At 62.3% G+C, this 26,865-nt stretch carries 24 protein-coding genes; 8 read left to right on the top strand and 16 right to left on the bottom strand.

The window, feature by feature from the left end; all coding sequences use genetic code 11:
* Positions 1-68: 68 nt before the first annotated feature.
* Positions 69-1,517, bottom strand: a complete 1,449-nt coding sequence (locus tag HV796_RS24670) for a helix-turn-helix transcriptional regulator (RefSeq protein WP_175229119.1) — start codon at positions 1,515-1,517, stop codon at positions 69-71.
* A 420-nt stretch (positions 1,518-1,937) separates the two neighbouring features.
* Here HV796_RS24670 and HV796_RS24665 point away from each other — a divergent pair, with 420 nt between their 5' ends.
* On the top strand, positions 1,938-2,687 hold the full coding sequence (locus tag HV796_RS24665) for a winged helix-turn-helix transcriptional regulator (protein WP_175229118.1): 750 nt from the start codon (positions 1,938-1,940) through the stop codon (positions 2,685-2,687).
* 416 nt (positions 2,688-3,103) lie between these two features.
* On the top strand, positions 3,104-3,730 hold the full coding sequence (locus tag HV796_RS24660; RefSeq protein WP_175229117.1) for a helix-turn-helix domain-containing protein: 627 nt from the start codon (positions 3,104-3,106) through the stop codon (positions 3,728-3,730).
* Between the two features lie 20 nt (positions 3,731-3,750).
* Here HV796_RS24660 and HV796_RS24655 read toward each other — a convergent pair whose 3' ends face one another.
* Positions 3,751-6,819 carry an FAD-binding and (Fe-S)-binding domain-containing protein gene (locus tag HV796_RS24655; RefSeq protein WP_246356024.1) on the bottom strand — a complete coding sequence of 1,023 codons (3,069 nt, stop codon included), beginning with the start codon at positions 6,817-6,819 and terminating at the stop codon, positions 3,751-3,753.
* 5 nt (positions 6,820-6,824) lie between these two features.
* The gene (locus tag HV796_RS24650; RefSeq protein WP_175229137.1) at positions 6,825-7,880 is read right to left on the bottom strand and encodes a DUF1338 domain-containing protein; all 1,056 of its coding nucleotides are present in this window, start codon (positions 7,878-7,880) and stop codon (positions 6,825-6,827) included.
* 148 nt (positions 7,881-8,028) lie between these two features.
* On the opposite strand from HV796_RS24650, the gene HV796_RS24645 reads away from it, so the two are divergent.
* Positions 8,029-8,961, top strand: coding sequence for a LysR substrate-binding domain-containing protein (locus HV796_RS24645; RefSeq protein ID WP_175229116.1), 933 nt, complete (start codon positions 8,029-8,031; stop codon positions 8,959-8,961).
* Between the two features lie 278 nt (positions 8,962-9,239).
* On the opposite strand, the gene HV796_RS24640 is transcribed toward HV796_RS24645, so the two are convergent.
* Both HV796_RS24640 and HV796_RS24635 read right to left on the bottom strand, forming a co-directional pair.
* Complete coding sequence (locus HV796_RS24640) at positions 9,240-10,019, bottom strand: class II aldolase/adducin family protein (RefSeq protein ID WP_175229115.1); 780 nt, start codon at positions 10,017-10,019, stop codon at positions 9,240-9,242.
* Positions 10,020-10,156: 137 nt separating this feature from the next.
* Positions 10,157-10,411, bottom strand: coding sequence for an H-NS family nucleoid-associated regulatory protein (locus HV796_RS24635; RefSeq protein ID WP_175229114.1), 255 nt, complete (start codon positions 10,409-10,411; stop codon positions 10,157-10,159).
* Positions 10,412-10,934: 523 nt separating this feature from the next.
* Between HV796_RS24635 and HV796_RS24630 the strand changes: the two genes are divergently transcribed.
* Positions 10,935-11,573 carry a LysE family translocator gene (locus HV796_RS24630; protein ID WP_175229113.1) on the top strand — a complete coding sequence of 213 codons (639 nt, stop codon included), beginning with the start codon at positions 10,935-10,937 and terminating at the stop codon, positions 11,571-11,573.
* Here the strand turns inward: HV796_RS24630 and HV796_RS24625 are convergent.
* The 3 genes from HV796_RS24625 to HV796_RS24615 form a co-directional block, all read right to left on the bottom strand.
* On the bottom strand, positions 11,548-13,209 hold the full coding sequence (locus HV796_RS24625; protein ID WP_175229112.1) for an acyl-CoA synthetase: 1,662 nt from the start codon (positions 13,207-13,209) through the stop codon (positions 11,548-11,550). The genes HV796_RS24630 and HV796_RS24625 overlap by 26 nt on opposite strands.
* Before the next feature lie 148 nt (positions 13,210-13,357).
* Positions 13,358-13,666 carry a hypothetical protein gene (locus tag HV796_RS24620; protein WP_175229136.1) on the bottom strand — a complete coding sequence of 103 codons (309 nt, stop codon included), beginning with the start codon at positions 13,664-13,666 and terminating at the stop codon, positions 13,358-13,360.
* 150 nt (positions 13,667-13,816) lie between these two features.
* A complete protein-coding gene (locus HV796_RS24615) occupies positions 13,817-15,229 on the bottom strand; it encodes a M23 family metallopeptidase (RefSeq protein ID WP_175229111.1) in 1,413 nt (470 codons plus the stop codon).
* Positions 15,230-15,612: 383 nt separating this feature from the next.
* On the opposite strand from HV796_RS24615, the gene HV796_RS24610 reads away from it, so the two are divergent.
* Positions 15,613-16,242 carry a LysE family translocator gene (locus HV796_RS24610; protein ID WP_175229110.1) on the top strand — a complete coding sequence of 210 codons (630 nt, stop codon included), beginning with the start codon at positions 15,613-15,615 and terminating at the stop codon, positions 16,240-16,242.
* Positions 16,243-16,522: 280 nt separating this feature from the next.
* Complete coding sequence (locus tag HV796_RS24605) at positions 16,523-17,500, top strand: 2-dehydropantoate 2-reductase (RefSeq protein ID WP_175229109.1); 978 nt, start codon at positions 16,523-16,525, stop codon at positions 17,498-17,500.
* A 72-nt stretch (positions 17,501-17,572) separates the two neighbouring features.
* On the opposite strand, the gene HV796_RS24600 is transcribed toward HV796_RS24605, so the two are convergent.
* The 3 genes from HV796_RS24600 to oxlT form a co-directional block, all read right to left on the bottom strand.
* The gene (locus HV796_RS24600) at positions 17,573-19,024 is read right to left on the bottom strand and encodes an aldehyde dehydrogenase family protein (protein WP_175229108.1); all 1,452 of its coding nucleotides are present in this window, start codon (positions 19,022-19,024) and stop codon (positions 17,573-17,575) included.
* 96 nt (positions 19,025-19,120) lie between these two features.
* Entirely contained in the window at positions 19,121-20,119 is a 999-nt protein-coding gene (locus tag HV796_RS24595) for a LysR family transcriptional regulator (RefSeq protein WP_175229107.1), read from the bottom strand.
* Positions 20,120-20,154: 35 nt separating this feature from the next.
* Positions 20,155-21,492 (bottom strand): oxalate/formate MFS antiporter, encoded by a 1,338-nt coding sequence (gene oxlT / locus HV796_RS24590; protein ID WP_175229106.1) that lies wholly within the window; start codon positions 21,490-21,492, stop codon positions 20,155-20,157.
* A 362-nt stretch (positions 21,493-21,854) separates the two neighbouring features.
* Between oxlT and HV796_RS24585 the strand changes: the two genes are divergently transcribed.
* Positions 21,855-22,805: a LysR family transcriptional regulator gene (locus HV796_RS24585; RefSeq protein WP_175229105.1), complete on the top strand. Its 951-nt coding sequence runs from the start codon at positions 21,855-21,857 to the stop codon at positions 22,803-22,805.
* A 93-nt stretch (positions 22,806-22,898) separates the two neighbouring features.
* A complete protein-coding gene (locus HV796_RS24580) occupies positions 22,899-23,201 on the top strand; it encodes a hypothetical protein (protein ID WP_175229104.1) in 303 nt (100 codons plus the stop codon).
* 83 nt (positions 23,202-23,284) lie between these two features.
* On the opposite strand, the gene HV796_RS24575 is transcribed toward HV796_RS24580, so the two are convergent.
* From HV796_RS24575 to HV796_RS24560, 5 genes are all read right to left on the bottom strand, one after another.
* Positions 23,285-24,019 carry an NAD(P)(+) transhydrogenase (Re/Si-specific) subunit beta gene (locus HV796_RS24575; RefSeq protein ID WP_175229103.1) on the bottom strand — a complete coding sequence of 245 codons (735 nt, stop codon included), beginning with the start codon at positions 24,017-24,019 and terminating at the stop codon, positions 23,285-23,287.
* A 44-nt stretch (positions 24,020-24,063) separates the two neighbouring features.
* The gene (locus tag HV796_RS24570; RefSeq protein WP_175229102.1) at positions 24,064-24,879 is read right to left on the bottom strand and encodes a fumarylacetoacetate hydrolase family protein; all 816 of its coding nucleotides are present in this window, start codon (positions 24,877-24,879) and stop codon (positions 24,064-24,066) included.
* Between the two features lie 83 nt (positions 24,880-24,962).
* Entirely contained in the window at positions 24,963-25,052 is a 90-nt protein-coding gene (locus HV796_RS45880) for a hypothetical protein (RefSeq protein WP_377692075.1), read from the bottom strand.
* A 210-nt stretch (positions 25,053-25,262) separates the two neighbouring features.
* Positions 25,263-26,510: a formyl-CoA transferase gene (gene frc / locus HV796_RS24565; protein ID WP_175229101.1), complete on the bottom strand. Its 1,248-nt coding sequence runs from the start codon at positions 26,508-26,510 to the stop codon at positions 25,263-25,265.
* 19 nt (positions 26,511-26,529) lie between these two features.
* Positions 26,530-26,748 carry a hypothetical protein gene (locus HV796_RS24560; RefSeq protein WP_175229100.1) on the bottom strand — a complete coding sequence of 73 codons (219 nt, stop codon included), beginning with the start codon at positions 26,746-26,748 and terminating at the stop codon, positions 26,530-26,532.
* Between the last annotated feature and the right edge of the window lie 117 nt (positions 26,749-26,865).

Below are 26,865 nucleotides of genomic sequence, written 5' to 3'. Positions count from 1 at the left end.
AAAGAAGGTGACGGCACTCATGCACCGTCACCTCAGGCATCCCGGTCCAGCCTCAAGCCAATTGCCGGCTAGCGGTTCAACGTATCGGAAGGCGCTTCGTTGAACTCGCGGCGATAGCTGTTGACAAGCGTCGAGCGGTTGCTGACACCCCACTTGTTCGCGGTCGCAAGAATGCCGTTCTCGTGCGCGCCTTCGGACGTCTGCAGCTCGGCGCGAATGCGCTCCATCCGCAGCCGGCGCACGATCTCGCTCGGCGTCGAACCGAGGCTGCTCTTGAACGCGCTTTGCAGCGCACGCTCGGTGACGCCGATTTCACTGGCGATCTCGCGAATCGACAAGTCCTTGCGGTCGAGGTTATCGACCAGATACCGGTACGCGCGACGATAACGCGCCGGCAGCCGTGCGCCGATATCGTCCAGTTGCTCCGGCACGCGCACCGTGCGCTGCGCGTAGCGAGCAAGTGCGCCCGCTTCGTCGCGGATGCAGCGCATCGCCGTGAGCGCGTAACGCGTATACACGCGCAGCGACTCCGCGTTGCGCTCCTGCTGATGGCGCAGCTTCGCAAAACAATACAGATATTCGAGCTGCCGATGGCTTTGCGGCATCCGTACTTCCGCGTTCAGCAGCGTGAGGATCGACTCGGCGAGCGCCGGCGCGCCACCCGCGAGGCTCGCGAGCACGATCTCGATGCGCACCGCGCCCTGGTAGCTCGCGATGCCCTGCTTGCCTGCCCAGTCCGCATGCGCACCGAGCACATGGCCGACATCGCGCTGGCCGTTCGCTAGTTGCATCAGTTGCTTCAGGTAATCGGTGCGCGCGCGCAGCAGCGGAGTCTGCACCGTGTACGTGCTGACCCGCGGCGTCGTGCCCTGCATCGGTGCAATGCGTGGCGCGCCTTCACCGGCGAGACCCGACTGCCAGTACACGTGATCGCTCAGTTCCGGGTGCGAGCGCAGTTCGCTTTGCGTCGCGACGTCGAAACGAACGGCGGTCAGCAGTTCGCGCCAGCCGCGCGCAGTCGTCAGCGTCGTGCTCGAGTCGTCGATCAGGTCATCGAGCGCGTCGAGCACACCGTCCGCGTCACGCAGCCGGCCAAGGCCGAACAACACGCCGAACATGCCGAAGTAGCCTTCGAGACGCAGCGACAATTCGCTGCCCGGCTGGTCGACGAGGCGCATGAAACACGACATCGCGGTGCCGTAGCGGCAGCGGAACAGTGCCTGCCAGCCGGCGTTGCGGCACGACGCGAAGCGCACCTGCTCCTTGGACGCGCGCATCAGCTTTTGCGCTTCTCGATACGACTCTTCGGCATCGACGTCCATGCCGACCGCCATTTGCAGATCACCGTGCAACTGCAGCAGGCCGGGAAGCAGATCCGGATCGCAGGTATCAACGTGTCGCGACGCCTGGGCGGCGGCCGCCTGAATCCGGCCCTCGGAAATCAGTTCGGTCAACGCGGGTGGGACCGACGTCGACGTCAACATCGACACGTAGGGGAAATAGAAAGTGGCAAGCATGGCGGGCTCCGTTGGCGATCCGGTGCGAACGCGTGACGCGTCCGGGGTGCCCGGGGGGAAACCCGAACACCGCAACGGAACCCAATGTAGCCAAATCGTCGACCAGGATTCTCAATAATCCTGGAACGTTAATTGAACTTGAGCATTGTTGAGAATTTGCGTCCGCAAATTTCGCTTCACGGCATTTTCTTTCATTTCTTCTACGTTTGCCGAATATCGTTAGCCTTTTCCTGAAAATTGGGAATTTGCATCACTTCAGTACGTGTTTCGGATGCGAAGTGGGAATACGCCCCCTCTATTACGTGTTGTGTTGGACAGAGCACGATGCGACGACTGCTCATAGCCAACGAACAAGGACCAGGGACCTGACGGGGTGAATTGCGCTTCACGATGAAGCGCGGCGATCGTTACGGAGAAATCATGCAGATTGCCTTTTACACACAAAACGACCATCTGTTTCGCGAGATCGACAAGGCATTCGAAGAGGACGGCAATTACCGCTGTATCCGCTTTTCCAGCGAGCTTCCGCTGATCCGCTTTCTCGAGCGCCATGACGCGGCGCTCGTGTTGTTCGACGCGGGCCGCAGCTGCGCGGCTGGCCGCGGCGTGCTGTCGTGGCGCGCCTGTCACTTCCGCCGCGACTTGCCGGTGATGATGATCGGCCAGTCGTGGGACACCGACAGCATCATCGAAGCGCTCGACGCCGGCGTCGACGAGATCGCGGTGGGTACGCCCTGCGCGAAGGAAGTGCTTGCGCGTGCGCGCCGCACGATCACGAAAAGCGGCGGCAGCGCGAACTCCGATAGCCGCATTACGCTCGGCGAATACACGATCGACCGCTCGACCAGCGCCATCAGCGTCAACGGCCAGCATATCAAGCTGACCGCGCGCGAACTCACGCTCGCGTGGCTGCTGTTCGCCAATGCCGGCACCCTCCTTACCCGCGAACAGATTGCGCGCGCGGTGTGGGGCAAGGAGGCCGTGATTGCGAGCCGTTCGATCGAGCAACATATCTATAAGCTCCGCAGCAAACTGTCGCTCGGTGAACACAGCAATCTCCAGCTTAAGACCGTCTATTCGATCGGCTACGTTTTCGACCTGGTCAGGACGCGGCCGGCAACGACCGCGGCTGCGAGGCTAAGCGAGCCCGTCGCGGCATACCCGTTTTAATTGCACGTCACGCCAGATTTGGTGTCGAGTCCCGCCAGGTTCCGGCACCAAACTGTCACAGGTGCATTTTTAGCCTATCAGTCGGGTACGCTCTGGCACAGTCGCGAAGGAGCGCGCGTCGACGCGAACCTGCGAGCCTCAATCCGGTCACGCCGCGGAATAGTCAGGCTAGTTGCCTGTTGGTAGGGCGGGTCGTGGGGCGGGCCATCGCCCGCCGAACATGTCAGTCATATGACGGCTGGGCGGGCGTCATGGCCGTCCACCGGTATTTCCGATGAGAAACGGACAACGCATCGCATCTCTCATGTAGAGACAACGTGCATCGGATGCTCGCCATCGGAATGTTATGATCGGAAACAGCTATTTCGCGCGCCTGCCGCACGCCGCCGCACACTTTCCCGCTGTTACGCCACGCCATGGATGCCACTTCAGCCAAACCCGCCGAGTCGTCGACCTCTGATCTCGGCCGGCGCGTCCGCGCCGCGCGGGTCGGGCTCGACCTGACGCTGGAGAACGCGAGCCGGCTATGCGGCGTGTCCCGCTCGACGCTGTCGAAAGTGGAAAACGGCCTGATGTCGCCGACCTTCGACGTGCTGCAAAAGATCGTGCTCGGCTTGCAGATCGATCTCGCCGATCTGTTCGGCGCCACACCGAAACCCACCGCGGGCGGCCGCCGCGCGCTGACGCGCAAAGATGCGGGGCAGCGTCACGCTTACCGCGGCTATCAGATGGAGTTGCTCGCGACGGACCTCGCGCACAAGGCGATGCTGCCGTTTCGCATCCGCATTACAGCGCACACGCTCGACGCGTTCGATGACTGGGGGCGCCACGAGGGCGAAGAGTTTCTCTATGTGATCAGCGGCAGCGTGTGCCTGTATTCGGAGCTTTATGCGCCGACGCATCTGAACGCCGGCGACAGCCTCTACTTCGACAGTCGCACCGGCCACGCGGCGGTATCGACCAGCGAAGCAGACGCCGAAGTGCTGTGGATGGCGACCGGCGGCGATCCGACACAGCCCGGCGCGGACCCGCCTAAAAAGTAGGCACGACGCGTCTGGCCATTTCAGTGATGAACCTCTGCGGAACCCGCCTCGCGCCGCGTTCCACCGTCGCTGGCAGTCGTACCCGCTTCCTGCGCGGTGCCGTCGTGCGACGCCCCCGCCGCTAACGCCCGCTGCGCGAGTTGCGCAATATGCAGCGCGTGCCGGCCCGTGCCGTGTTCGATCTGCTCACGGCAGCTAAAACCGTTGGTCAACACAATCGTTGGCAGTGACACGGCGCGCACAGCCGGGAACAGCTTGTCTTCGCCGATCTTCTCCGACATCGCATAGTGCGCTTCGTTAAAGCCGAACGAACCAGCCATTCCGCAACAGCCCGTGTCGAGCAGTTTCCACTGCACGCCAAGGCGCTCGAGCAGCGCGGTGTCCCCTTGCATGCCGAACAGCGCCTTCTGATGGCAGTGGCCGTGCACGACCACCTGCGCATCGAGTTTCGGCCACTCGAATGGCTGCCGCGCGACGAAATCGGAGAACAACCAGGTTTGCGCGGACAGGCGCCGCGCCGCGTCGCTATCGGGCAACTGCTTGAGCAACTCGTCCTTGAACACCGACAGGCATCCCGGTTCGAGCCCGACGAGCGGCACGCCCGCGGCGATGTCCTCGGCGAGATCGTCGAGCACATTCACCAGCAGTTCGCGCGCGCGCTCGATAAGACCATAGTCGTAGAGCGGCCGCCCGCAGCAGAGGCGCCTTTTCGGCAACACGACGTGAAAGCCCAGTCGCGTCAGCACATCAGCCGCGGCTGCGGCGACCTCCGGCGAGAAATGATCGTTGAACGTGTCGACCCACAGAATCACTTTCTGCGCCGATGCGTCACGCGCATCGCGCGTCCCCCGCGCATGGTCCGCGCGCTGCTCGTGCTGCGCGATCTGCCGATACGTGCGGCGCGCGAATGCAGGTAGCTTGCGCTTCTGCGCAATGCCCGCAACCCATTTGCCGAGCGTGCCGACGAGCGGCGCCTGGGTCATCAGATTCGCGAGCGGCGCGAAGCGCGCGGCAAGCGGCGCCCATTCGCCGATGCGCCCCATGAAGAGCGCCTGTCGCGGCCGGCGGTGCGTCTCATAGTAATGCGACAGGAATTCGGCCTTGTACGACGCCATGTCGGTATGCGTCGGACAGTCGGATTTGCAGCCCTTGCAGGCCAAACACGTGTCGAGCGCATCCCTGATTTCTTCGCTTTGCCAGCCGCCTTTGATGGTCTCGCCTTGCAGCATCTCCCAGAACAGATGCGCGCGGCCGCGCGTCGAATACGCCTCTTCGCGCGACGCCCGATAGCTCGGGCACATCGTGCCGCCTTCGAGCGAGCGGCATTTGCCCATGCCGATGCAGCGCTCGACCGCGCGCTGGAAGCCATCGCCTTCACGGCTCCTGAACGTAAGCTTCGTTTGCAGCGTGACCGGCCGGTAGGCCGGCCCCATCCGCAGGTTTTCATCGACGCGATACGGATGCACGACTTTGCCCGGATTCATCCGGTGCCGCGGATCCCAGATTGCCTTGAACTGTTCCATCGCCTGCATCAGTTCCGCGCCGTACATCACCGGCAGAAATTCGGCCTTTGCCTGGCCATCGCCGTGCTCGCCCGATAGCGAACCGCCGAACTCGACCACCAGATGCGCGGCTTCGCGCAGGAACTTGCGCCATGTGCCGATGCTTTCCGGCGTACGCAAGTCGAACGTGATGCGCGCATGCACGCAGCCATCGCCGAAGTGACCGTACAGCGACGTCTGGTAACCGTAGCGATCGACCAATGCCTGAAACGCGCGCAGATAATCGCCGAGCCGCATCGGGTCGACCGCCGCATCTTCCCAGCCGACCACCGGATCAGGGCTGCCGGGCTCGATCGTCAAGGCGACCGCCGATGCGCCGGTCTCGCGAATCGACCATACCTTGTTTTGCAGCGCGCGCGCTTCGACCCGCTTCGTCGATACGTTCGGCCCGGCTTCGCCCGCTTCGAAATAGCGCGCCGCTGCTTGCGCCATCTGTACCGCTGCTTCCTGTGTATCGGCGCCGAACTCGAGCACGACCCATGCGTCGCCCGCCGGCAGCAATGCGATTTCCTCGGCCTTCAGACCGCGCGCCTGCAGACCGCGAATCATCACGCGGTCGAGGCCTTCGATCGCGATCGGCTTGAAGCGCATGAAATGCGGCACGGCGTCGGCCGCGACGTAAATATTGTCGAAGCCGACCACCAGCAGCACGCGTTGCGCCGGGCTGTGGACGAGGCGTACCTTCGCCTGTAGCGTCACCGCGCAGGTTCCTTCGGTGCCAACCAGTGCGCGTGCGACGTTAAAACCGTTTTCAGGCAGCAACTGATCGAGATTGAAACCCGACACGCGGCGTTTGATCTGCGGGAATTTCGCGCGGATCTGCTCGGCGTAGCGATCGCGCAGCGCCTTCAACGCCGCGTAAATTTCGCCTTGACGGCCGCCCGCCGCGATGATGCGCGCGAGCTCTTCGTCGGAGGTCGGACCGACCCAGAAGCGCGCGCCATCATAGGTCAACACTTCGAGCGCTTCGATATTTTCGACCGTCTTGCCGGCCATCACCGAATGTGCGCCGCACGAGTTGTTGCCGATCATGCCGCCCAATGTGCAGCGGCTGTGCGTCGCCGGGTCCGGCGCGAACGTCAGGCCATGCTGCTCGGCCGCGTCACGCAGCGTATCGCAGACGACACCCGGCTCGACGATCGCGGTTTGCGCCGCCGGGTCGACTGACACGATGCGGTTCACGAACTTGCTTGCGTCCGCAACGACCGCGACGTTCACGCATTGGCCGCTTTGCGACGTGCCGCCGCCGCGCGGCAGCACCGGGACATCGTTGCGCTGGCACGCAGCGAGCGTTGCGACCAGATCGTCGACATCGCGCGGCACGACGACCGCGATCGGCACTTGCCGGTAGTTCGACGCATCGGCCGCATAGAGCGCCTTCGCGCCCGGGTCGAAGCGCACTGCGCCGCGCACGTTCCGCCGCAAATCGGCTTCGAGCCGCTGCAGCACCGCGTCACTGCCGTTAAACGGCGCGCCCGAGCGCGCGTGTGCGGCACGTTGCGTGTCGTCGATCGTCTGTTCTTCGATGGGATTCACACTGTCCTCTCTGACGCGCTCTGCGCTGTGGGCTGCTGCGCCGTCATCCTGAAGATGCCCTGCGCGTTGCCCGCATCGAATCGCAAATCGGTTTCCCAGCGGCGCGTCGCCTGATCGAAGTGACGCTTGCGCGTAATGAACTCATAAAACGAGCCGGGCACTTCGCGCGTGACGACGCCGCCGTTCGCGGTGCGGAATTCGCGCACCACGGTGTCGGCGCGGTACGCCGTCTGGAACACGCGCCCCGAGCGCGAGCATTCGACGTCGACCTTCATCGGACGTCCCTTTGCCTTTTCGGCTTCGGCCAGCTTGAACACATCGGCAACGCGATCGGTCGCGTGATTGAATGCATTGCCTTCGGTGGCGATCCAGGCCATTTCCGGCGATTCCTTTAGCAGCGTCTCGTAGTCCGCCTCGTCCGGCACGTCGTGGTGCCGCGCGAACGCGCCGACCAGCCCCGGCAGCAACCGCTGTGCGCCTTCAAGCGGCAGCACGCCGTCGCGTTCCAGTTCCCACAACTGCGCGAGCGCAGCGGGCGTCAGCGGATCGCGCGATGCCCCGACCACGTTCGTCACCGCCTGCTGGAACGGATCGGAAAAGCGCTCCGGATGCAATTCGCTGACGAAGAACTGCGCGATTTCATCGGGTGCGTCGTCGTGCGCCCACGCGCGGCCCGTCATGCCGAGCCGGTCGAGCGGGTAGCGTCCGGCGATCCGAAACCCCAATGCACGAAGGATACGCGCAAATGCCGCTTCGCCCGCTGGCAGCGCGCCGTTATGCGGCCAGCGCACGGTGCGCAACGCGCCATGATCGAAATGGACGCTGCCGCCCGCCGCAAGCGCGTCCTGCGTGTAGGCACGGCCGTTCGGCGAGCGCGCGAGCAAGCCTTCGAAAAGTGCCATGTTCAGCGCCTGCGCGAGTTCCGCGCGCGTAACGACGCCCTCTTCCCATTCGTTCAATAGCGCCGGGTGGTTCAGTGTCGCGAACAGCAGCGCGGTGCGGGATTCGCCGAAGAGCGTGTGCAGCAGGTGTTCGACATTCGCATTCAGCATCGTTCGCATGGTGATTGTCCGGCTCGCGGCGGAGGGCATCGGCATCGCTCCGCCGCATTGATAGCGGGAAGAAAATCGCATTATTCAAAATTCTTAACCCATGGTAAAGCGAGTTAATATCCAAACTTGATGCGTTTTTGGAATCAACATGCGCAAATTCAAACTGCCCAACATGGGCGCGCTGCTCGCGTTCGAAGCGGCCGCGCGTCATGAAAGCTTTACGCATGCGGCGCGCGAGCTGTTCCTCACGGAAAGCGCAGTGTCACGGCAAATCAATGCGCTGGAAAGCAATCTCGGCGTGCAATTGTTCGTACGCGTGAAGCAGCGGGTCGTGCTGACGAAGGCGGGCAAGGTGTATGGCGCGCAGGTGCGCCGCGCGCTCGAAGAGCTCGATCGCGATACGCTGTCGATCATCGCGCACGGCAGCGGCGGCGGCTTTCTCGAGCTCGCCGTGTTGCCGACGTTCGCATCGCAATGGCTGATTCCGCGGATGCCGGACTTCAACGCGCGCTTTTCCGACGTGCGCGTGAACATGGGGGTGCGCACGGGCACGTTCCCGATTGCCGACAGTCATTTTGAAGCGGCGATTCACTACGGCAAGCCGACGTGGCCCGGCACATCGGCCGACTTTCTGTTTCGCGAAGAAGTGGTGCCGGTGTGTTCGGCAACGCTGTTGTCACGGCCGCTCAGACAAGCGGCGGACCTGCTCGACTACCCACTGCTGCATTCGACCACCCGCCCCGAAAGCTGGTCGGTGTGGTTCGCGAATCTCGGCATCCACGATCCGCGCTCGATGCAAGGCGTACGCTACGAATTGCATACGATGCTGATCAGCGCCGCCGCAGCCGGCCTCGGCATTGCGATGGTGCCGCGCTTTTTTCTCGCGGGCCTGTTCGAGCCGCTCAAGCTGATGATTCCATTCGACGCGCCGATGATCGCCGACGCCGCGTACTATCTCGTCTACCCGACCGAGCTCAGTCACGGCAAACCGCTTGCGCGGTTTCGCGAATGGCTGCTCGACCAGGCGGCGCTGTATCAGCAGCAAAACCCGGCGCTCGTGGGCGACGATCGTGCTTCGTAAGCACATGGCGCGCGACGGCCTCGGGCTAAGGGTTCGCTTGTGCGCGCATTCATTGCGTGTTTGCGCGACGCGCCGGGTCTGATCCACATCGTTGCAGGCAGCGGAAGAGTCACGTAGCTTTCACAATGCCATTGTAAAGTCTCGCTGCGAGTTATCTCGCAACGAAACTCCTAGCAGTTCTTGAGGCCCGCCTACGCGGGCTTTTTTTCGTCTTGCCCATTCTGTGCACGGTTTTCGCGCATGGCAGTGGCCATCATTGCGTGATTGCCACCCGTGCATCAGCTGCGGTAATCGGAGCCGGCAGTATCGATTAGCCGCAGCGCGGCCTGCCAGGCGAGCGCGGCGATCCCTTCCGAGTCATCGCGCTGGAACTGCGCCGCGGTCCGTTCGCAGACAGCCGCCGGTGGAATCACGAGCTCCGCATTGCCGGCAAGCGCCTGCACCTGAATCTGACACGCGCGTTCGAGAAAATGAATTTCCTCGAACGCGGTCGCAGCGGATGGTCCGCCGACGAGCAGGCCATGATTGCGCAGAATCATCGCATTGCGGTTGCCCAGATCGGCAACCAGTCTCTCGCGTTCCCCGATATCGAGCGCAATGCCTTCATAGTCGTGGTAGGCGAGGTGCCCATAAAACTTCAGCGCGTGCTGGCTGATCGGCAGCAGCCCCTGCTTTTGCGCGGACACCGCGGCGCCGGCGGCCGTATGCGTATGAATGACGAAGCACAAATCCGGACGCGCAAGATGAACGGCGGAATGAATCGTAAAGCCGGCGGCATTCACACGATAGCGCTCAGGATGACGCGCCACCTGCTCGGGCGCTTCGACCAAGCGGCCATCACAATCGATTTTCACGAGATCCGACGCGCGCATTTCGTTGAACAGCACCCCGTATCGATTGATCAGAAAATGATGCTCGGGCCCCGGCACACGCGCGGTAATGTGCGTATCGATCAAATCCGTCATGCGAAAGTGCGCGACAAGCCGGTAGAGCGCGGCGAGGTCGCAGCGGATGGCCCGTTCTGCTTCGCTACAAGAGCGTGCGACCGTATCGGACACGGCGTTTGTCTCCTTTACCCGGCGTTGTGCAGCGCGTCGACCAGCGTTAGCGCGTTAACGCTTACGCATATCCGATGCGCCATTGCGCGCAATGGCCTATTAAGCAGCGTCGGCAATGCACGCGGCAAGTTCAGCGGTCAGCAGCGGAAGTGCTCGATATTCTGCCCGGCGTTGATCGCGCGCGTGAGCCAGTCCGGGCGCTCGCCCTTGCCGTCCCACGTATTGCCGTAGGCGTCGCGGTATTTTGGTGTGGCCGCGTCTTCAGTCAACGCGGCCGCTAGCGCTTCGATCGAGATGCCGTACTCTTCCATACGGCGCCTGATCCAGACGATCAGCCGCTCGCGCGCCTCACCATCGGAGTCGAACAATCGATGTTCCTCTCGCTCTTTCATAAAGTATCGATATCGCGGCCGGAATGACGCGCGTTATAAAAACACAAAGGCTTCGCCATTTCAGCGAAGTCTTTATACGAACCTGATGGACACGACAAGCCGCCCCAATAGTGCCGGAATAGCAGCCATACCCAACCAGTCTGATTGACGGCAAATGCCCGCCCGCGATCGGCCTCGAGCGTCAGATGAGCGGTGTGTGTGAGTCATGTGCCGAAGTGAGTCATGTGCCGAATGGCCGTTGCGAGCCTTCGCTGATAGAACCCTGGTGCATTGCGGGTTGCTTCTCTGATTTGCATGCGATTCTACACTCATTTTACGCAGCACCAGGTATGCGGCCGTCGTGCGGCGCGACGCCGGGAGGCGCACCGGCTCGACGTTTGCGGGCAGCAAGCCGCTTTTGCCCACGATGTTCTCTACAAATCAAAACGCAATGACAGTGCTTGGGCACAGCATTGGAGCCATTGGCGATTGCGCTCGTGCTATCGTGCGACTCTTCCCGCCGCATCCTGAGGAGAACCTCGCCATGACAGCCCAAGCCGCCATCGCCGCCATTCTTGGCGCGCTGCTAATCGGTGCAATGAGTCCCGGACCCAGCTTTCTCGTCGTTGCACGCAATGCAATTGGCCTGTCGCGCCGCGACGGTCTCGCCACTGCGCTAGGCATGGGCTTTGGCGGAGTCTTCTTTAGCGGCATCGCGCTTTTAGGCCTCTATACGGTGCTCGCCGCAGTCGAATGGCTTTATGTGAGCCTTAAGATTGCAGGCGGCCTGTACCTCATTTATATCGCGTCGAAGATCTGGCGCGGCGCGGCTGCGCCGCTGTCGTTCGACGGCATTCAGACCGGTGCGGGTGGCGACGCGCGCCGCTCGTTCTGGGTCGGTTTATCGACGCAATTAAGTAATCCGAAAACGGCGATTTTCTACGGCAGTATCTTTGCCGCGCTGTTGCCGCAGCACCCGCCGGCATGGTGCTACGCAGTCCTGCCGCCCGCGGTGTTCGCGATCGAAGCGGGCTGGTACACGGTCGTCGCGGTGTTCTTTTCGAGTCGGCACGCGCGCGAGTTCTATGTAAAAGCAAAGAAAGCGATCGATCGTCTCGCCGCGACGGCGATTGCGGCACTCGGTCTGCGGCTGATTTTCACTGCGCATCGGGTGGGACTGTGACAAAGTCGATTGCCTGTGCCGATTTGACGCGCGCACGTAGTTCGAATTTCTGAATCTTGCCGGTGGAGGTCTTCGGCAATTCGCCGAAGACCACGGCCTTGGGCACCTTGTAGCCGGCAAGCAACGCGCGACAGTGCGCGACGATCTCATCGGCCGTCACTTGCGCGCCGTCCTTCAACTCGACGAACGCGCACGGCACTTCGCCCCACTTCGGGTCGGGCATCGCAACGACCGCTGCGACCGACACCGCCGGATGCCGGTATAGCGCGTCTTCCACTTCGATACTCGAGATATTCTCACCCCCTGAAATGATGATGTCCTTGCTGCGGTCCGTGATGCGGAAGTAGCCGTCCGACATGAGCACCGCGATATCACCGGTATGAAACCAGCCGCCGCGGAACGCCTCTGCAGTCGCCTGTTCGTTCTTCAAATAGCCCTTCATGCAGATATTGCCGCGGAACATCACTTCGCCGAGCGTCGCGCCATCGGACGGAACCGGCTCGAGCGTGGCCGGATCAAGCACCGCCGCGGCCGCCTGCAGGTGATATCGCACCCCTTGGCGCGCGTTCATCCGCGCGCAGTCGTCATCGCACAGCGCGTCCCAACTCTGTTGCTTCGCGCACACGGATGCCGGCCCATACACTTCGGTCAAGCCGTATACATGCGTGAGATCGAAGCCGATTGCCTTCATCCGCGCGATCACGGCAGGCGACGGCGGCGCGCCCGCGACCATCGTCGACACCTGATGCGTGATCCCTTCGCGCCATTGCTCAGGCGCATTGGCGAGCGCGCTCTGCACGATCGGCGCACCGCAGTAGTGAGTGACGCGTTCACGGCGGATCAGGTCGAATACCGTCTTCGCGTCGAACCTGCGTAGGCATACGTTGACACCCGCGCGCGCCGCGATCGTCCACGGAAAACACCAGCCGTTGCAGTGAAACAGCGGCAGCGTCCACAGATACACCGCGTGCTTGGGTAAATCCCACTCCAATATGTTGCTCAGCGCATTCAGATACGCGCCACGATGGTGATAAACGACGCCTTTCGGGTCGCCCGTCGTACCTGACGTGTAGTTCAGCGCGATCGCATCCCATTCGTCAGCGGGCGGCGTCCAGGCAAACCGCGGATCACCATTGAGCAGGAATGCTTCGTAATCGGTTGCACGCGAAAACGCATGGGGATCGGCTGGCATCGCATCGCTGACACTGACAATGCGCAGCGCCGGTATCTCCAGCGCGGCGCGTTGCGCGAGTTCGGCAAATTCGGTGTCGACAATCAGCAGCTTGGCCTCGCCATGACGCAGCATAAACAGGATCGACGCGATATCGAGCCGTGTGTTGATCGTGTTGAGCACGGCGCCAGCCATCGGCACACCGAAATGCGCTTCGATCATCGCGGGAATATTGGGGAGCAGCACAGCCACTGTGTCGCCACGGCCGATGCCCTCCTGCTCGAGTGCGCTGGCGAGGCGGCATACGCGCTCATAGGTTTCGCGCCAGTTGCGCCGGACGTCGCCGTAAACCATCGCGGCGCGTTCGCCGTAGATTTCCGCGGCGCGCGCGATGAAATCGATTGGTGTGAGCGGCACGTAGTTCGCGTCGCGGCGGCTCAGACCTTCGTCGAACATCTGCGTCATCGCGTCTCTCCTTGAACGCTCGCACCGTTGCGTCGCAACGCTTGCATCCGGCTGTGCGACGCAATGCGCGCTTGTGTCAAACGACGGCGGAGCACCGCATCGGCGGCGGAACGCTCCGTTGCGCACCGCAATACAGGTAACAGGAGAGTCAGACGCGAGGTAGATCGTCGATAAATTTCTCGACGTGGCCGTCGGGAATGTCGGTGTCGATGCCGTCGAGGCCGTCGGTATGCGAAACCGTTTTGATCTTGGGCCCGAGCAGTTTCATCCCGCCTAGTGTAAATAGCGACCAGACCGCGTTCCCCGTGCGGATTGCGTGAACCACGTCCGCGATCTCGACGATTTCGTGCGGCGACATCCACTCGTTCGTTTTTGGGTTGACGAGCGCCCAGCGAACGTGGGTGACGCGGTCAGTCGTGGGGTTAATGCGCACGGCATCGATAGCATAGGTAGCCATTTCCACCTCCATCATCGTCGTCAGGGCATCGTAGCACTTCTGCGATGCGGAACGAACACCCCAACATTCACGGTGGATCGGCGAATACCTCATCCCGTCCGCATTTCTAAGGATGACGGAGATATCGGCGCACCGGCGCGTCGCCCGCGCTCAGAACAGCATCGCAGGCCGTATCGCCGCGACACGCGTGCCGCTGTCGGACAGCGCCGTCAGTTGCTCGCGTGCTGCGCCTGCCGCCTGCGCAAGCGCAAACCGCTGCGCGGGCGTAAGCGGCGGGGTGAAAACACGCTCGGTCAACGTAAGCGGGTCAACCGGCTGTTCGTTGATCCGCACTTCGTAATGCAGGTGCGGCCCGGTCGCGACACCACTACGGCCGACCGAACCGATGCGCTGCCCCTCGGCGACCTGCATGCCTGCGCGCAAACCGGGCGCGAAAGCGGACAGATGCGCGTAGCAGGTTGTATAACCGTTACCGTGGTCGATCACGATGTGCCGGCCGTAGCCGCTGCGCACACCGACAAACTCCACGGTGCCGGCCGCCGCCGACAACACCGGCGCACCGATGTGCGCGGTCAGATCAACGCCGGTGTGAAAGCGTTCTTCGCCCGACACCGGGTGCATCCGTTCACCGAACGGAGAACTGACCCGATCGTAATTCACCGGCATCGCAAACGGTTCGGCGGGCAGCAGGCTACCGTCGAACGTGTAGTACTCGCCATGCGTGCTGCCGGGTGCGATAAACCAGAGCGCCGTGTACGTGCGATCGCCAAGCCGGACTTCCACTGCGGTGATGCGCGGATGGCGCGACACCGCATCGGTCGGATCGCTGCGTTCATAAATGAGGCGAAATCCATCACTGGGCGCGGACGCCACGACCGGATCAAGACGCCCCGCAAACAGATGTTCGACTTGCGCGACGAGGTCAGCCGGCAAATCGGCTTGCGTCAGCGCGTCACTCAAATCGTGCTCGATGTGGCCCGTGCGTGCGATCGAGCGCGCGTCGTAGCCTGCGTCGGACAACGACCACGGCGACGCGCCTGCGAGCGGCGAGCGGGTTGCGTCACTTTCATTGTTCAAACCGGTAGGGTCATTCGCGTCGCTCGACGCGCTTGTGTTCAGTGCGTCGGAAGCATCGCGAGCCGCGTAAAGATACTCATCCGGTACGCACAGGGCAGGCGCCGCGGCGCACATCGACGCGAGAATGGGCGCGCCGTAGCGCAACGTCGTATCCGACTGTGAGGGGGTTTCGCCGTGGCTCGCCCACAGCGAGTCGACCGGGTCGCGCGGCGTATCGTCGGTGTCGGAGAATTCAGCAGACTGCTGCGCGCGAGATGCGCTATTCGCGGACGCATAGTACGGTGCCTGCTGCGCGGCGCGATCTGCGGCAATGAGCGCGGGTGCGCCCGATGCCGCGGGCAACCCGCAAGCGGCCGCGATACCGATCAGAAACGCCGCACGCGCGGCGGCAGTAAGAAGCGAATGGAATGCATAACGCGCCGGAAGCGCTGCGTCGCCAGACGTGCGCTGCCCGTGCGCGAGAAAAGAACGTCGGCGTACCGTCACGTAGATATCTCGCAGTCGAATCAGAAGGCTGCGGGCGTGAGCGGCAGTGCGGATACAACACGCACGGCATCAGCGCGACGTACTACGAATGAAGTGAACGGGATTCAACCCCACGAATATGATCGTATGAATTTCACCTCTTCACGTCGCGCAGCCCGGCAAAGGAAGTCGATATTCTAGGGGCATACGGCTGCTTCGGGAATAGGATAAAGCCTGGGTTTTCATACACATATGCTCCGAACCTGTGCAAACGCGGTGGAAACAGCGATGACTGCCTCTACAATTGAGGCCTACTGCACAGTTTTATTCTGTGCACGCGCTTTCACCGTGCAAAGTGCGCACGCGATGGCCTCCTCAATCCCTAACCGAAACACACGGTCATCATGTCTTTCACTGCCTGGCTCTTTTTTCTGCCCGCGTGCTTCGCGATCAACATGGCCCCCGGACCGAACAATCTGCTGTCGATCAACGTCGCGGCGCGTCACGGGTTCACGATCGCGTTCGTCGCGGGCATGGGCCGCCTGGTTGCATTCGCGCTGATGCTAGTGCTCGCGGCCACGGGACTCGCGGTGGTGCTGCGAGCCTCCGAACTAATTTTTTTCGCGATCAAGCTCGCTGGCGCCGCCTATTTGATCTGGCTCGCAATTCAGCTGTGGCGTAGCGACGCCGCGCCGTTGAACGCGCAGCACGAAGAAGACGACGCTTCCTTGCTTCGCATTGCGCGTCAGGAGTGCCTGGTCGCCGCGGGTAATCCGAAAGCAATCCTCGTCTTCACTGCGTTCCTGCCGCAGTTCGTCGATATCGCAAAACCGATGCTCCCGCAGTTCGCGGTGCTCGGCGCAAGCTTTCTGGTACTCGAGTGGCTTGCGATCGCCCTCTACTCCGGCGCCGGAATGTACCTCGGAAAATGGCTTACGCGCGCCGGCGTGCGGCGCTGGTTCAACCGCTGCTGCGGCGTGTTCCTCGGCGCAATCGGCATGAGCTTTCTGCTCGTGCGGCGCGCACAAGGTTGATCGGCCGCGCGGCACGTGACTTGCAAATCACACAATGCATGGGGGAAGGTTGCAGGGGTCGTCGGCATACATAAACAATTGCTAATGCAATTCGAGAGAAACTTTAACTGTCCTCAATCGTTGCCGCCCCCTATGCTCACCCTATCGCCCGTTACGGTTGCGTGACGTTGTTTGCGCGCTATCGCGCACGCGACACACGCCGCACGATGTCGGCATCGGCACGAACTATTACGCCGGCACGGCGGGCAAGCGGGTTTTCAATGTCATCAGGGCGAACATCATGAAGATCTGTGTTTTCGGAGCAGGGGCAATTGGAGCGCTGATGGGCGTGCAGCTCGCGCGGGCGGGCGCGGACGTCAGCTTTGTTGCGCGCGGCCCGCATCTTGCGGCAATGCGCGAGCACGGCGTGCGTGTGTTGATGGACGGCGACGAGGTTTCCGCCCGTGTGCGCTGCACGTCCGATCCAAGCGAACTGGGCGTGCAGGACTATGTGCTCATCACGCTGAAGGCCCATTCGGTGCCGGGTGTCGTCGACGCGATGCAACCGCTGCTCGGCAAGCACACCGCCGTTATCACCGGGGTGAATGGCATTCCTTACTGGTACTTCTATCAGCATGGCGGCAAGTTCGCCGGCACGCGGCTCGCGAGTATCGACCCCGACGGCACGCAGTGGGCCAAACTGGGACCAGAGCGCGCGATCGGCTGCGTGCTGTATCCGGCGGCCGAAATCATCGAACCCGGCGTGATCAAGCATGTGTACGGCAAAAAATTTCCGATCGGCGAACCGAGCGGCGAGCGCACGCCACGCATCCAGGCGCTCCATGAAATGATGACGGCGGCGGGCTTCGATGCACCGATCCGTGACAACATCCGCGACGAAATCTGGCTGAAGCTGTGGGGCAATCTATGCTTCAATCCGATCAGCGCGCTCACCCATGCGACGCTCGATCTGCTCGCGAGCGACCCCGGCACACGCGACGTCTGCCGCACGATGATGGCTGAAGCAAAGCGGATCGCGGAGCCGCTCGGCGTGCATTTTCGCGTCGATATCGAGCGGCGCATCGACGGCGCCGGTGCGGTCGGTGCGCACAAAACATCGACGCTCGTCGATCTCGAGCACCGGCGGCCGATGGAAATCGATCCGCTGCTGACCGTCGTGCAGGAAATGGGCCGACTCGTCGGCGAACCCACGCCGACCATCGATGTCGTGCTCGCACTCGTCAAGATGCGCGAGAGAATGGCACTGCGCAACGATTGATCGGCCTGCGCAAATCAAAGAGGATCGAGTGCGCGATGCGTTCGATCCTCTTTTTTTCACGTGCCACCACCGTCAGTGATCGAGCGCGAGCCAGATCGCCTTGGGCTCAGTGAAGTTTTCGATCGCCACATCACCGTGTTCGCGGCCGAAGCCGGAATCGCCCGCGCCACCCCACGGCAGACGCACATCGGTATAACCATAGGTGTTGATCCATACGGTGCCCGCTTTGAGCGCATGCGCAACCCGATGCACACGGCCGATATCCGCGCTCCAGACCCCCGCTGCGAGGCTATATGGCGTGCCGTTGGCAATGCGTATCGCGTCCGCCTCGTCGTCGAAGCGAATCACGCTAGCAACCGGGCCGAAAATCTCTTCCTGCGAAATGCGCATCTCATGTGCGACGTTCGCGAACACGGTCGGCTCGACGAAAAAGCCGCGCTCGCCGATCCTCGCGCCGCCTGTCACGAGCGACGCTCCTTCGTTCCTGCCGATGTCGATATAGCCAAGCACCGTCTTCATCTGCGCGGCCGAAATCAACGGCCCCATGCCCGTTTCGCGCTGGGTCGGATCGCCCACCTTGATCGACTTCGCGCGTGCCGCGAGCCGCTCGACGACGTCGTCGTAAACATCGCGATGCGCGAGAATCCGCGAACCCGCCGAACACACCTGGCCCGTATTGAAGAACACGCCGGAGGCCGCGGCGCGCACTGCGCTGTCGAGGTTCGCATCGGGAAAAATCAGGTTCGCCGATTTGCCGCCGAGCTCGAGCGTGACGCGCTTGAAGTTGCTTGCGGCGCCCTGCAGAATGCCGCGGCCAACCGACGGCGACCCGGTAAACGTCACCTTGTCGATGCCCGGATGCGCGACGAGCGCGTCACCGACCACACTGCCCTTGCCCGTCACGACGTTGAACACGCCCGGCGGCACGCCCGCTTCGAGCGCGAGTTCGGCAACGCGCAGCGCGGACAGCGGCGTGACTTCCGCAGGCTTCACGATCAGCGTGCAGCCACACGCGAGCGCCGGCGCGATCTTCCACATGCCGATCATCAGCGGGAAATTCCACGGCACGATCGCGGCGACCACGCCGACCGGCTCGCGCACCGTATACGTCAGCGCATCGGGCCGTACCGGCACCACCTGGCCGTTGATCTTGTCGCACCAGCCCGCGTAGTACGCGAGCGTGTCGATCGCAGCGGGCACATCCTGACGCAGCGCGGACGAGATAGGCTTACCGGCATCGAGGCTTTCGAGCCCGGCGATCTGCTGCTCGTTCGCGCGCAGCAAGTCGGCGAAGCGCATGAGGATGCGTCCGCGCTCGCCGGCACGTATGCGGTTCCATACCGTCAGCGCGGCGCGTGCGGCGCGCACCGCGGCATCGACATCGGTGGCATCGCCGCGCGCAACCTGTGCAATCGGCTGTTCGGTAGCGGGGTCGATATCGACTGAGTATTCGCCGCTGCCGGGCGGCACGCGTTCACCGTCGATCAGCAGGTCATGGCGTCGAAGGTCCGATTCAGTGCCCATGGCGGTACTCCTTGCAAAGAGAGGTCCCGGGCCTACCGAAGCATCGCACCACACGGTGCTCGATCGCCCGCGTCCGGTCACGATTCAGGCCGCGTTTCAAGCCTGTCTGGACGCGAGCAACTGCGCTGCGCCTGCTGGCGCGGCGGGCATAGGTCCGGGCGACACGTGCTCGTCCGCGGGCGCCGTATCGGACATGCGGCCTGACGCGCGGCCGCGGTCGGAGAAAAGTGACCACACGGCCTCGGCATTGGGCCGCAACGTCCGGTTGCGGTGTCGCACGAGCATCGTCGTGAACGATACTTCGGGCAGCAAGGGACGCGCCACGAGCCGGGCGGAGAGTGCCGGCCAAGGCGCGCCGATCGGCAGTACGCCGATCCCCAGCCCTAACTCGATCATACGCATCACCGCGGCGACGTGCCCGCATTCCTGCATGCGACGCGCGTGCACGCGATGCGCACGCATCGCGCGTTCGACCGCGGCGCGGCTGCCGGCATCGGCATTGAGCGTGACGAGCGCACTATCGCCAAGCGCGCTCCACATCAGCGTCGTGCCGCGTGCAAGCGAATGCTTGTCCGGTAGGACCGCGCAGAGCGGCGTGGAGAATAACGGTTGCGTGAGCAACGTATCGGCGTCGTGCGTGTCGAGATCGGACACGACGCCAAAATCGACATCGCCGTGCACGACGCTTGCGAGCACCGCTTCTTGCGGCTGATCCTTTACGTCGACCGTCAGGCCGGGGAAAACCACCGCGCAGCGGGCGATGCAATCCGGCACCCAGCTGGACGACAACACCGGGTTGCTCGCGAGCGTCACCACGCCCGTATGGCCATGGTGCGCGGCGCGCTCTTCACGCAGCGTCAGATCGATTTCATCGAGCAGTTGCCCGATGCGGCGCGCGAGGCTCGCGCCGGCTGGCGTCAGTTCGACCTGGCGTGTGGTCCGGTCGAACAGTCGCAGCGAGATCGCTTCTTCGAGTTCGCGCACGCAACGGCTCACGGCCGACTGCGTCAGATCGAACTCGCGTGCCGCGCGCGTAAAGCTGCGCTGGCGCGCGACAGCGACGAACACCTTCAGTTGCTGCAATGAAACATTCATGTGTCCGCCACTATGCTCCAGGTCAGGCTATCGGGTTACTCGCCGGTTTGCTCCGGCCACGTGCTCAGTCGCGACGGAGTGCCGCTTTTGCCGGCGTCGCGCAGCAGCGGATCGCTCGCCTCGATCCAGCGAGCACGCATCGGCGCAAGCACGAACTTCGCCGAGACACCAGCCGCGATCGTGACGACTGCCGACACGACGAACACGAGGTTCCAGCCGCCCGTGACCGCGAGGACCGATGCGATCGGCACCAGCAGCGATGCGGTGCCCTTTGCGGTGTACAGCGTGCCCGCGTTGGACGCGGCGTACTTGCTGCCGAACGTGTCCGCGCAAATGGCCGGGAAGATCGAAAAGATCTCGCCCCAGAACAGGAAGATCAGCGCGGCGAACGTCATGAACGCATACGGATTAGTGCCGTATTGCATCAACCCGAGGAGCGCCAGGCCTTCACCGATGAAAATCGCGAACATCGTGTTTTCACGGCCGATCTTGTCCGAAATGAAACCGCACAGCGGACGCGTGAAGCCATTGCAGATGTTGTCGATCGACAGCGTCATCGTGAGCAGCGGCAGCGTTGCGCCGAATACCGTCATCGGAATCTTCGCGATGCCGAAGTCCTTCGCGATCACGCCGAGTTGCGCGGTGGCCATCAGGCCGCCCGCCGCCACCGCGACGAAGCACAGATAGATCACCCAGAACACCGGCGCCTTGATCATCTGGCGAGGCGTGTAGTCGGTCTTCGCGGTGGCGAACTTGCTCTTGATCCGCACCGCCTTGTGGGGTTCAGGCTTTCTCATGAACATCGCGAGGACGAGGATCACCACGCCTTGCAAAATGCCAAAGAACAGAAACGTGTGCTCGTAGCCTTGAGCCGTGATCATGTTCGCAATCGGAATAACGGTTACCGCAGCGCCGGCACCGAAACCGGCCGCCGTCAGACCCGCGGCGAGGCCGCGGCGATCCGGAAACAGCTTCAGCGCATTGCCAACGCAGGTCCCATAGACGCCGCCCGCGCCGATACCCGCGATCACCGCCGCCGCATACAGTTCGGGAAGCGTAGTCGCGAACGAATTCATTACCCATGCAAGCCCCGCGCAGATTGCACCGACCGCAACGACCGGACGCGGCCCGAACCGGTCGACGAAATATCCTTCGAGCGGCACGAGCCAGGTTTCAGTCAGGATAAAGATGGAGAACGCAAGCTGAATCGACGCCAGACCCCAGTTATGACGCGCATTCATCGGTGCGACGAACAACGTCCATGCATATTGCAGGTTCGCAACCAGCGCCATGCACAAGATGCCGAGGAATAGCTGGAACCAGCGATTCCGCCAGAACGCGGGGGCCGGAGCCTGCCGAGAGATGTCTTCCATGTGCTTTGTCTCCGATATGTATTCTGCAACCGGCCGGATTGCCGGATTACATGCATACCAACTTATATTTGTGCCCCGATCGAATCGTCGGGTCTTAACGGCAATTGCCGTTCATTGCAATAAAAACCGCGTGAAGTGCCGTTTAATTCCGTTAGTCAAACAAAATATCGACTAAAGCGATCAGGCAGCCTGTCCTTTTCTTTCCTCCTTGCCGGCTACGCGTAAACCCCAGCATAAAGGGCGCTGTAAGCCGCAAATGAATGGCGGAAGCCGCCTTTTACATTGCATGCTAGGGTCATTGCTGAATTACTGATAATTAAAGTTTGTTACCATGTCGATTCACTCCTGCTTATACATCGGCCATGACGATGAGAAATGCGACACTCCGCCAGTTGAAGGTGTTTGAGACTGTCGCCCGGCATCTGAGCTTCTCGCGCGCCGCAGAAGAATTGCATCTGACGCAACCCGCGGTCTCCACGCAAGTCAGGCAGCTTGAAGAGCACGCCGGCTTGCCGCTCTTCGAACAGCTCGGCAAAAAAATCTACCTGACGTCGGCCGGCACGGAGATGCTTCACTACAGTCGCGCGATCATCCAGCAGTTCCACGAAGTGGATGAAGCGATGAGCCAGCTCAAAGGCGTCTCCGGCGGCAAGCTGAACGTCGCGGTCATCAGTGCGGGCGACTACTTCTTTCCGCGCCTGCTCGCTGAATTCACGCGCCGCTACTCGGGCGTCGAACTCAACCTTGCCGTGCATAACCGTGAAGAGCTGCTGCATCAGCTTGCGACGAATCAAACCGACCTTGCGGTCATGGTGCGTCCGCCACACGAAATGGACGCCGTCAACGAGGCGTTCGCGCCGCACCCGTACGTGATCGTCGCAGCGCCGAACCATCCGCTCGCCCACAAACGTCGGATCAAGATGTCGCAACTCGCCGACGAAGCGTTCGTCGTACGCGAGCGCGGCTCGGACACGTGGAATTCGATGGAAGAAGGCTTCGCGGGCCGCCTCACCAACCTGAAGATCGCGATGGAGATCAAGAGCACCGAGACGATCAAGCAAGCGGTGATCGCCGGTATGGGCATCGCGTTCCTGTCGGCACATACGATCAGCCTCGAGCTGCAGGTCGGCAACCTTGTCGTGCTCGACGTCGAGGGGTTTCCCGTGATGCTCAACTGGTACGTCGTGCATCGCAAGAACAAACGCCTGCCTCCTGTCGCGCTCGCCTTCAAGCAATTCCTGATGGAAGAAGGCGCCAGCCATATCGAAGAGATCACGCGTGTCACGCGGCTGATCACCCATAAGCAATGCTGAATGGAATTCCAATAAAACTTTAACTATTGCAAATCCATCGGGGCTTCTATGCTTGAGGCGAGTCTTATCACTCGCCAGCTCAGGAGTCCTGTCATGAATCACGCTTCGGTTGCCACGCTTACCGCTTCGCCCGCTGCTCACGTCGCCGCGAGCCGATCCGAAGAAGCCAGTCTGTGCGCCTACAACAGCGCTTTCAGTGACCTCGGCCTGCGTTTTCGCTGGGACAGCGAGACGCTCGACGTGCTGAAGCAGGAGTTCAACACCGAGATCGCACGCATCACCGCCTACATCGAGCGGTTTCATGCGCATCTGTTGAAGGCCTACGACGCCGACTTTCTCGCTCAATTGATCTTTCAAAAGAAGACCGAGTTCTACCGCGAAACGGCGGCTGAATGAGGCGCTTTGCCGCGCTTGATCGATTGCCGGACGCGGCACCACGGGCGCCCGTGCGTGTCGCTGAAATTCGCGCGGAGGCCGCGTCATCGTGCGTGACTCCGCACCCGTCCGGCATGACGCCGGCGGCCGCGATGGCGCGCAGCGCCGTGGCTGGCCGCGCCGTCGCGCGTCGCCGCAACGGCTAGCGTCCAGCGCTGCGAAAAGTCGTCCGAGGGCAGCATGTTCATCGCATCGGCACGCCATTCGACGCGAAATAACGTCGCGCGCCGCCGCAAACCGCAGCTCGCACGGGTCGCGCGGTTAGGCGAACTCCAGCGGCGTCCGCTTGCCGCAGCATGCAGCAGGCCGTAACGGTCATCCACGGTCGCGGCCAGATGCACGCCCAACGCCGCTGAAAGTCCGCTCGCCGCGAGCAGCACCGAAAGCCCGAGTGCCGGCGACGCTTCGGTCACGAAGCCATAGCCGAGCCAGATACACAGCAGCAATGCAGTCAGATCGACGATGGCGCAGCCCGGGCACGCGCTGACATGTGCGCGTACCGCGTCGCGCATGGTATTGCGTAGCCTGAAGAACGCGAGCGCCGACGCCGCGACCAGCAACGCACCAGCGAACACCGCGACATACAGGCCGATCCGCTGACCGCTCTGCTGCGACGCCATCGTCGACGGCAATGAAAAATACCGCACGAAAGCGCCGGCCAGTGAAACGAGTCCCACGCCGCAACAGGCGATAGTTGCAAGTGCAACCAATGACTGGCGGCGCCGGACGTCCTCGTCGCCGATACCGCGCTGGCCTGAATCGGCTACTCCATTCGGCATGTGCTCTCCTCGATCCGTGCAACCGACCCTGTGTTCATGCCGTTTCAACCCGCGCTCGCAGCGGCGGATGCCGGCTGCCGAGCGGCCAGGCCCGCTGTCACAAGCTGGTTCGTCAAGGTGCCGATCCCGTCGATCGCAATCGACACCGATCCCCCCTCCTTGATCGAGCCGACGCCCAACGACGTACCGCATGCAATCACGTCGCCGGGTTCGAGTGTCATGTCCTGGGAAATCATGCTGACCTGCTCTGCCGGCGTGAATACCATATCCGACAGCGGATAATTCTGGCGCTCGACTCCGTCGAGTGTCGTGACGACGCGCGCCGACCGCCAGTCAAAATCCGTCGCGATCGCGGGTCCGAGACAACAGAAGGTATCGAATCCCTTCGCTCTGCACCATTGAGGAAAGTGCGGATTTTCGTTAAGGAGTTCTGCGGCTGTCACGTCGTTGACGATCGTGTAGCCGAAGATCGATGTGGCCGCTTCAGCAACACTCACATCGCGGCAACGCTTGCCGATCACGATGCCGAGTTCGCCCTCATAGGCGATCTTCCCTGCATAGTGGGCGGGCCGCAGAATCGGCTCACCGGCGCCGATCACGGACTCCGCAGGCTTGATCAGAAACAGCGGATGCGCAGGAACAGGCTTCTCCAGCTTCGCGGCCAATGCGTGAAAATTGTTCCATAGCGCGACGACCTTGCGCGGTGCGCAAGGGGCCAACGCCTTCAACGCGCTCACCGGCAATACCGCGCCCGTCGGCACCGGATGCTCGAGGCTCAGGTGTTCGTGCAGATTTCCGTCTTCGACCTTACCGAACACAATACGATCGTCAGTCGATAAAAAACGCATCCAGGTTTCCATACGTACTCCGTTACGCAGCGCACCGCGGTTTAGCTGACGAAGCCGCGCCGGTGCTTGTTGCATACACAACGATCGGCCTCGCGTCATATTCGCCCCGCGCCGCTCGCCCACTGATACTTCGCACCGGATACCGCGACCGGGATCTCAGTCGAATAGGCTCGAACGCGCGTCATCGAGCGTCACGGGCGCGAGGCGGAACGTGATGTCCTTCAGCACTTCGCGACAGCCTTGTGCGGCGCAGCCGTGCGATTCGACAAGTGAGCGCCGCCGCGATCCTGCAGCGAAAGGGCGTCTTCGTAGGCCATATCGTCTCGTCTCCGATTCTGGTTATGAAGTCGCCCGGCCTGCCAACTGCCGATTCTCCACACGCGCACCGCGGCCGCTCAGATCGCACCCTCGGACCGCAATACGTCGATCTGCTCCGGCGAATAGCCGATTTCGGCCAGCACTTCGTCAGTATGCTCGCCAAGCAGCGGCGAGCGCGTCACGTCCGTCGGGCTATCGGATAGTTTGATAGGATTGCCAACTGTCAGATACTTGCCACGCACCGGATGATCGACCTCGACAATCGTGCCGGTCTTGCGCAGCGACTGGTCCTCCGCGATCTCCTTCATCGACAGGATCGGACCGCACGGAATGTCGTACTTGTTCAGGATGTCCATCGCCTCGAACTTGGTCTTCGTCATCGTCCAGCGTTCGATCTCAGCGAAGATTTCCTGCAGGCGCGGCAGGCGCGCACTCGCGGTTGCGTACTCGGGATCGGTCGCCCACTCTTCCTTGCCGATCACATTGCAGATCTTCGCCCACACCGGCGCTTGCGTAATGAAGTAGATGTACGCATTCGGATCGGCTTCCCAGCCCTTGCACTTCAGGATCCAGCCCGGCTGGCCGCCGCCCGATGCATTGCCGGCACGCGGCACCGCTTCGCCAAACGTACCGTTCGGGTACTGTGGGTACTCCTTCATGACGCCGGTGCGTTCGAGACGCTGCTGGTCGCGCAGCTTCACGCGGCACAGGTTCAACACACCATCCTGCATCGCGGCGAGCACTTTCTGGCCGCGCCCGGTCATCGTGCGCTGGTACAGCGCCGTGACGATGCCAAGCGCAAGGTGCAGACCGGTGCCGCTGTCGCCGATCTGCGCGCCGCTCACAACCGGGGGACCATCGTCGAAACCGGTCGTCGAGGCCGCGCCGCCTGCGCATTGCGCGACGTTCTCGTAGACCTTGCAGTCCTCGTAAGGCCCGGGGCCAAAGCCCTTCACCGACGCGACAATCATCCGCGGATTCAGTTCCTGGATGCGCTCCCATGAAAAGCCCATCCGGTCGAGCGCGCCCGGCGCGAAGTTTTCGACGAGCACATCGCAGCTCTTGATCAGCGTTTCGAGAACCTTTTTGCCTTCCGGATTCTTCGTGTCGATGGTCACCGACCGCTTGTTATGGTTGAGCATCGTGAAGTAAAGGCTGTCCGCATCGGGAATATCGCGCAGCTGTTCGCGCGTGATATCGCCTGTGCCGGCCTTTTCCACCTTGATCACATCGGCGCCGAACCATGCCAGCAACTGCGTGCAGGTTGGACCCGATTGCACGTGCGTGAAATCGAGAATGCGCACACCGTCAAGTGCCTTACCCATGATCTGTCTCCTCCCTGCTTCACTTGTCGATGGTGGGGTGAATCGCGCGCTGCGCGTTGCCGCGCGCCGCGATGCCGGTATTGGGGGATAAACGTTGTGCGGACATAGTCGTCTCCAGTTTCGACAGGAGTTGGCGCGTTCGCGCTTGCTCCGGTCCCATGCTCGTAGCGATCGATCGTTTATCTGGCAGCAATCGATGGACACGGCCGGAATTTCCTGGCTTGTATGCGACGGACATCTCGCACGCCCCGCTCAATACGGTATGTGATATATCACAACGCGGCAAGTGTATTTTGATGCTGCGTCGCGCCACCGTCAGATGCAGCAGAGCCTTTCCCGGCAAGGCTTTCCGCCC

Source organism: Paraburkholderia humisilvae (assembly GCF_902859855.1).
GTDB classification, from domain to species: Bacteria; Pseudomonadota; Gammaproteobacteria; order Burkholderiales; family Burkholderiaceae; genus Paraburkholderia; species Paraburkholderia humisilvae.
The sequence above is the reverse complement of the archived record's forward strand: the minus strand, read 5'-3'. Positions and strand labels throughout refer to the sequence as shown.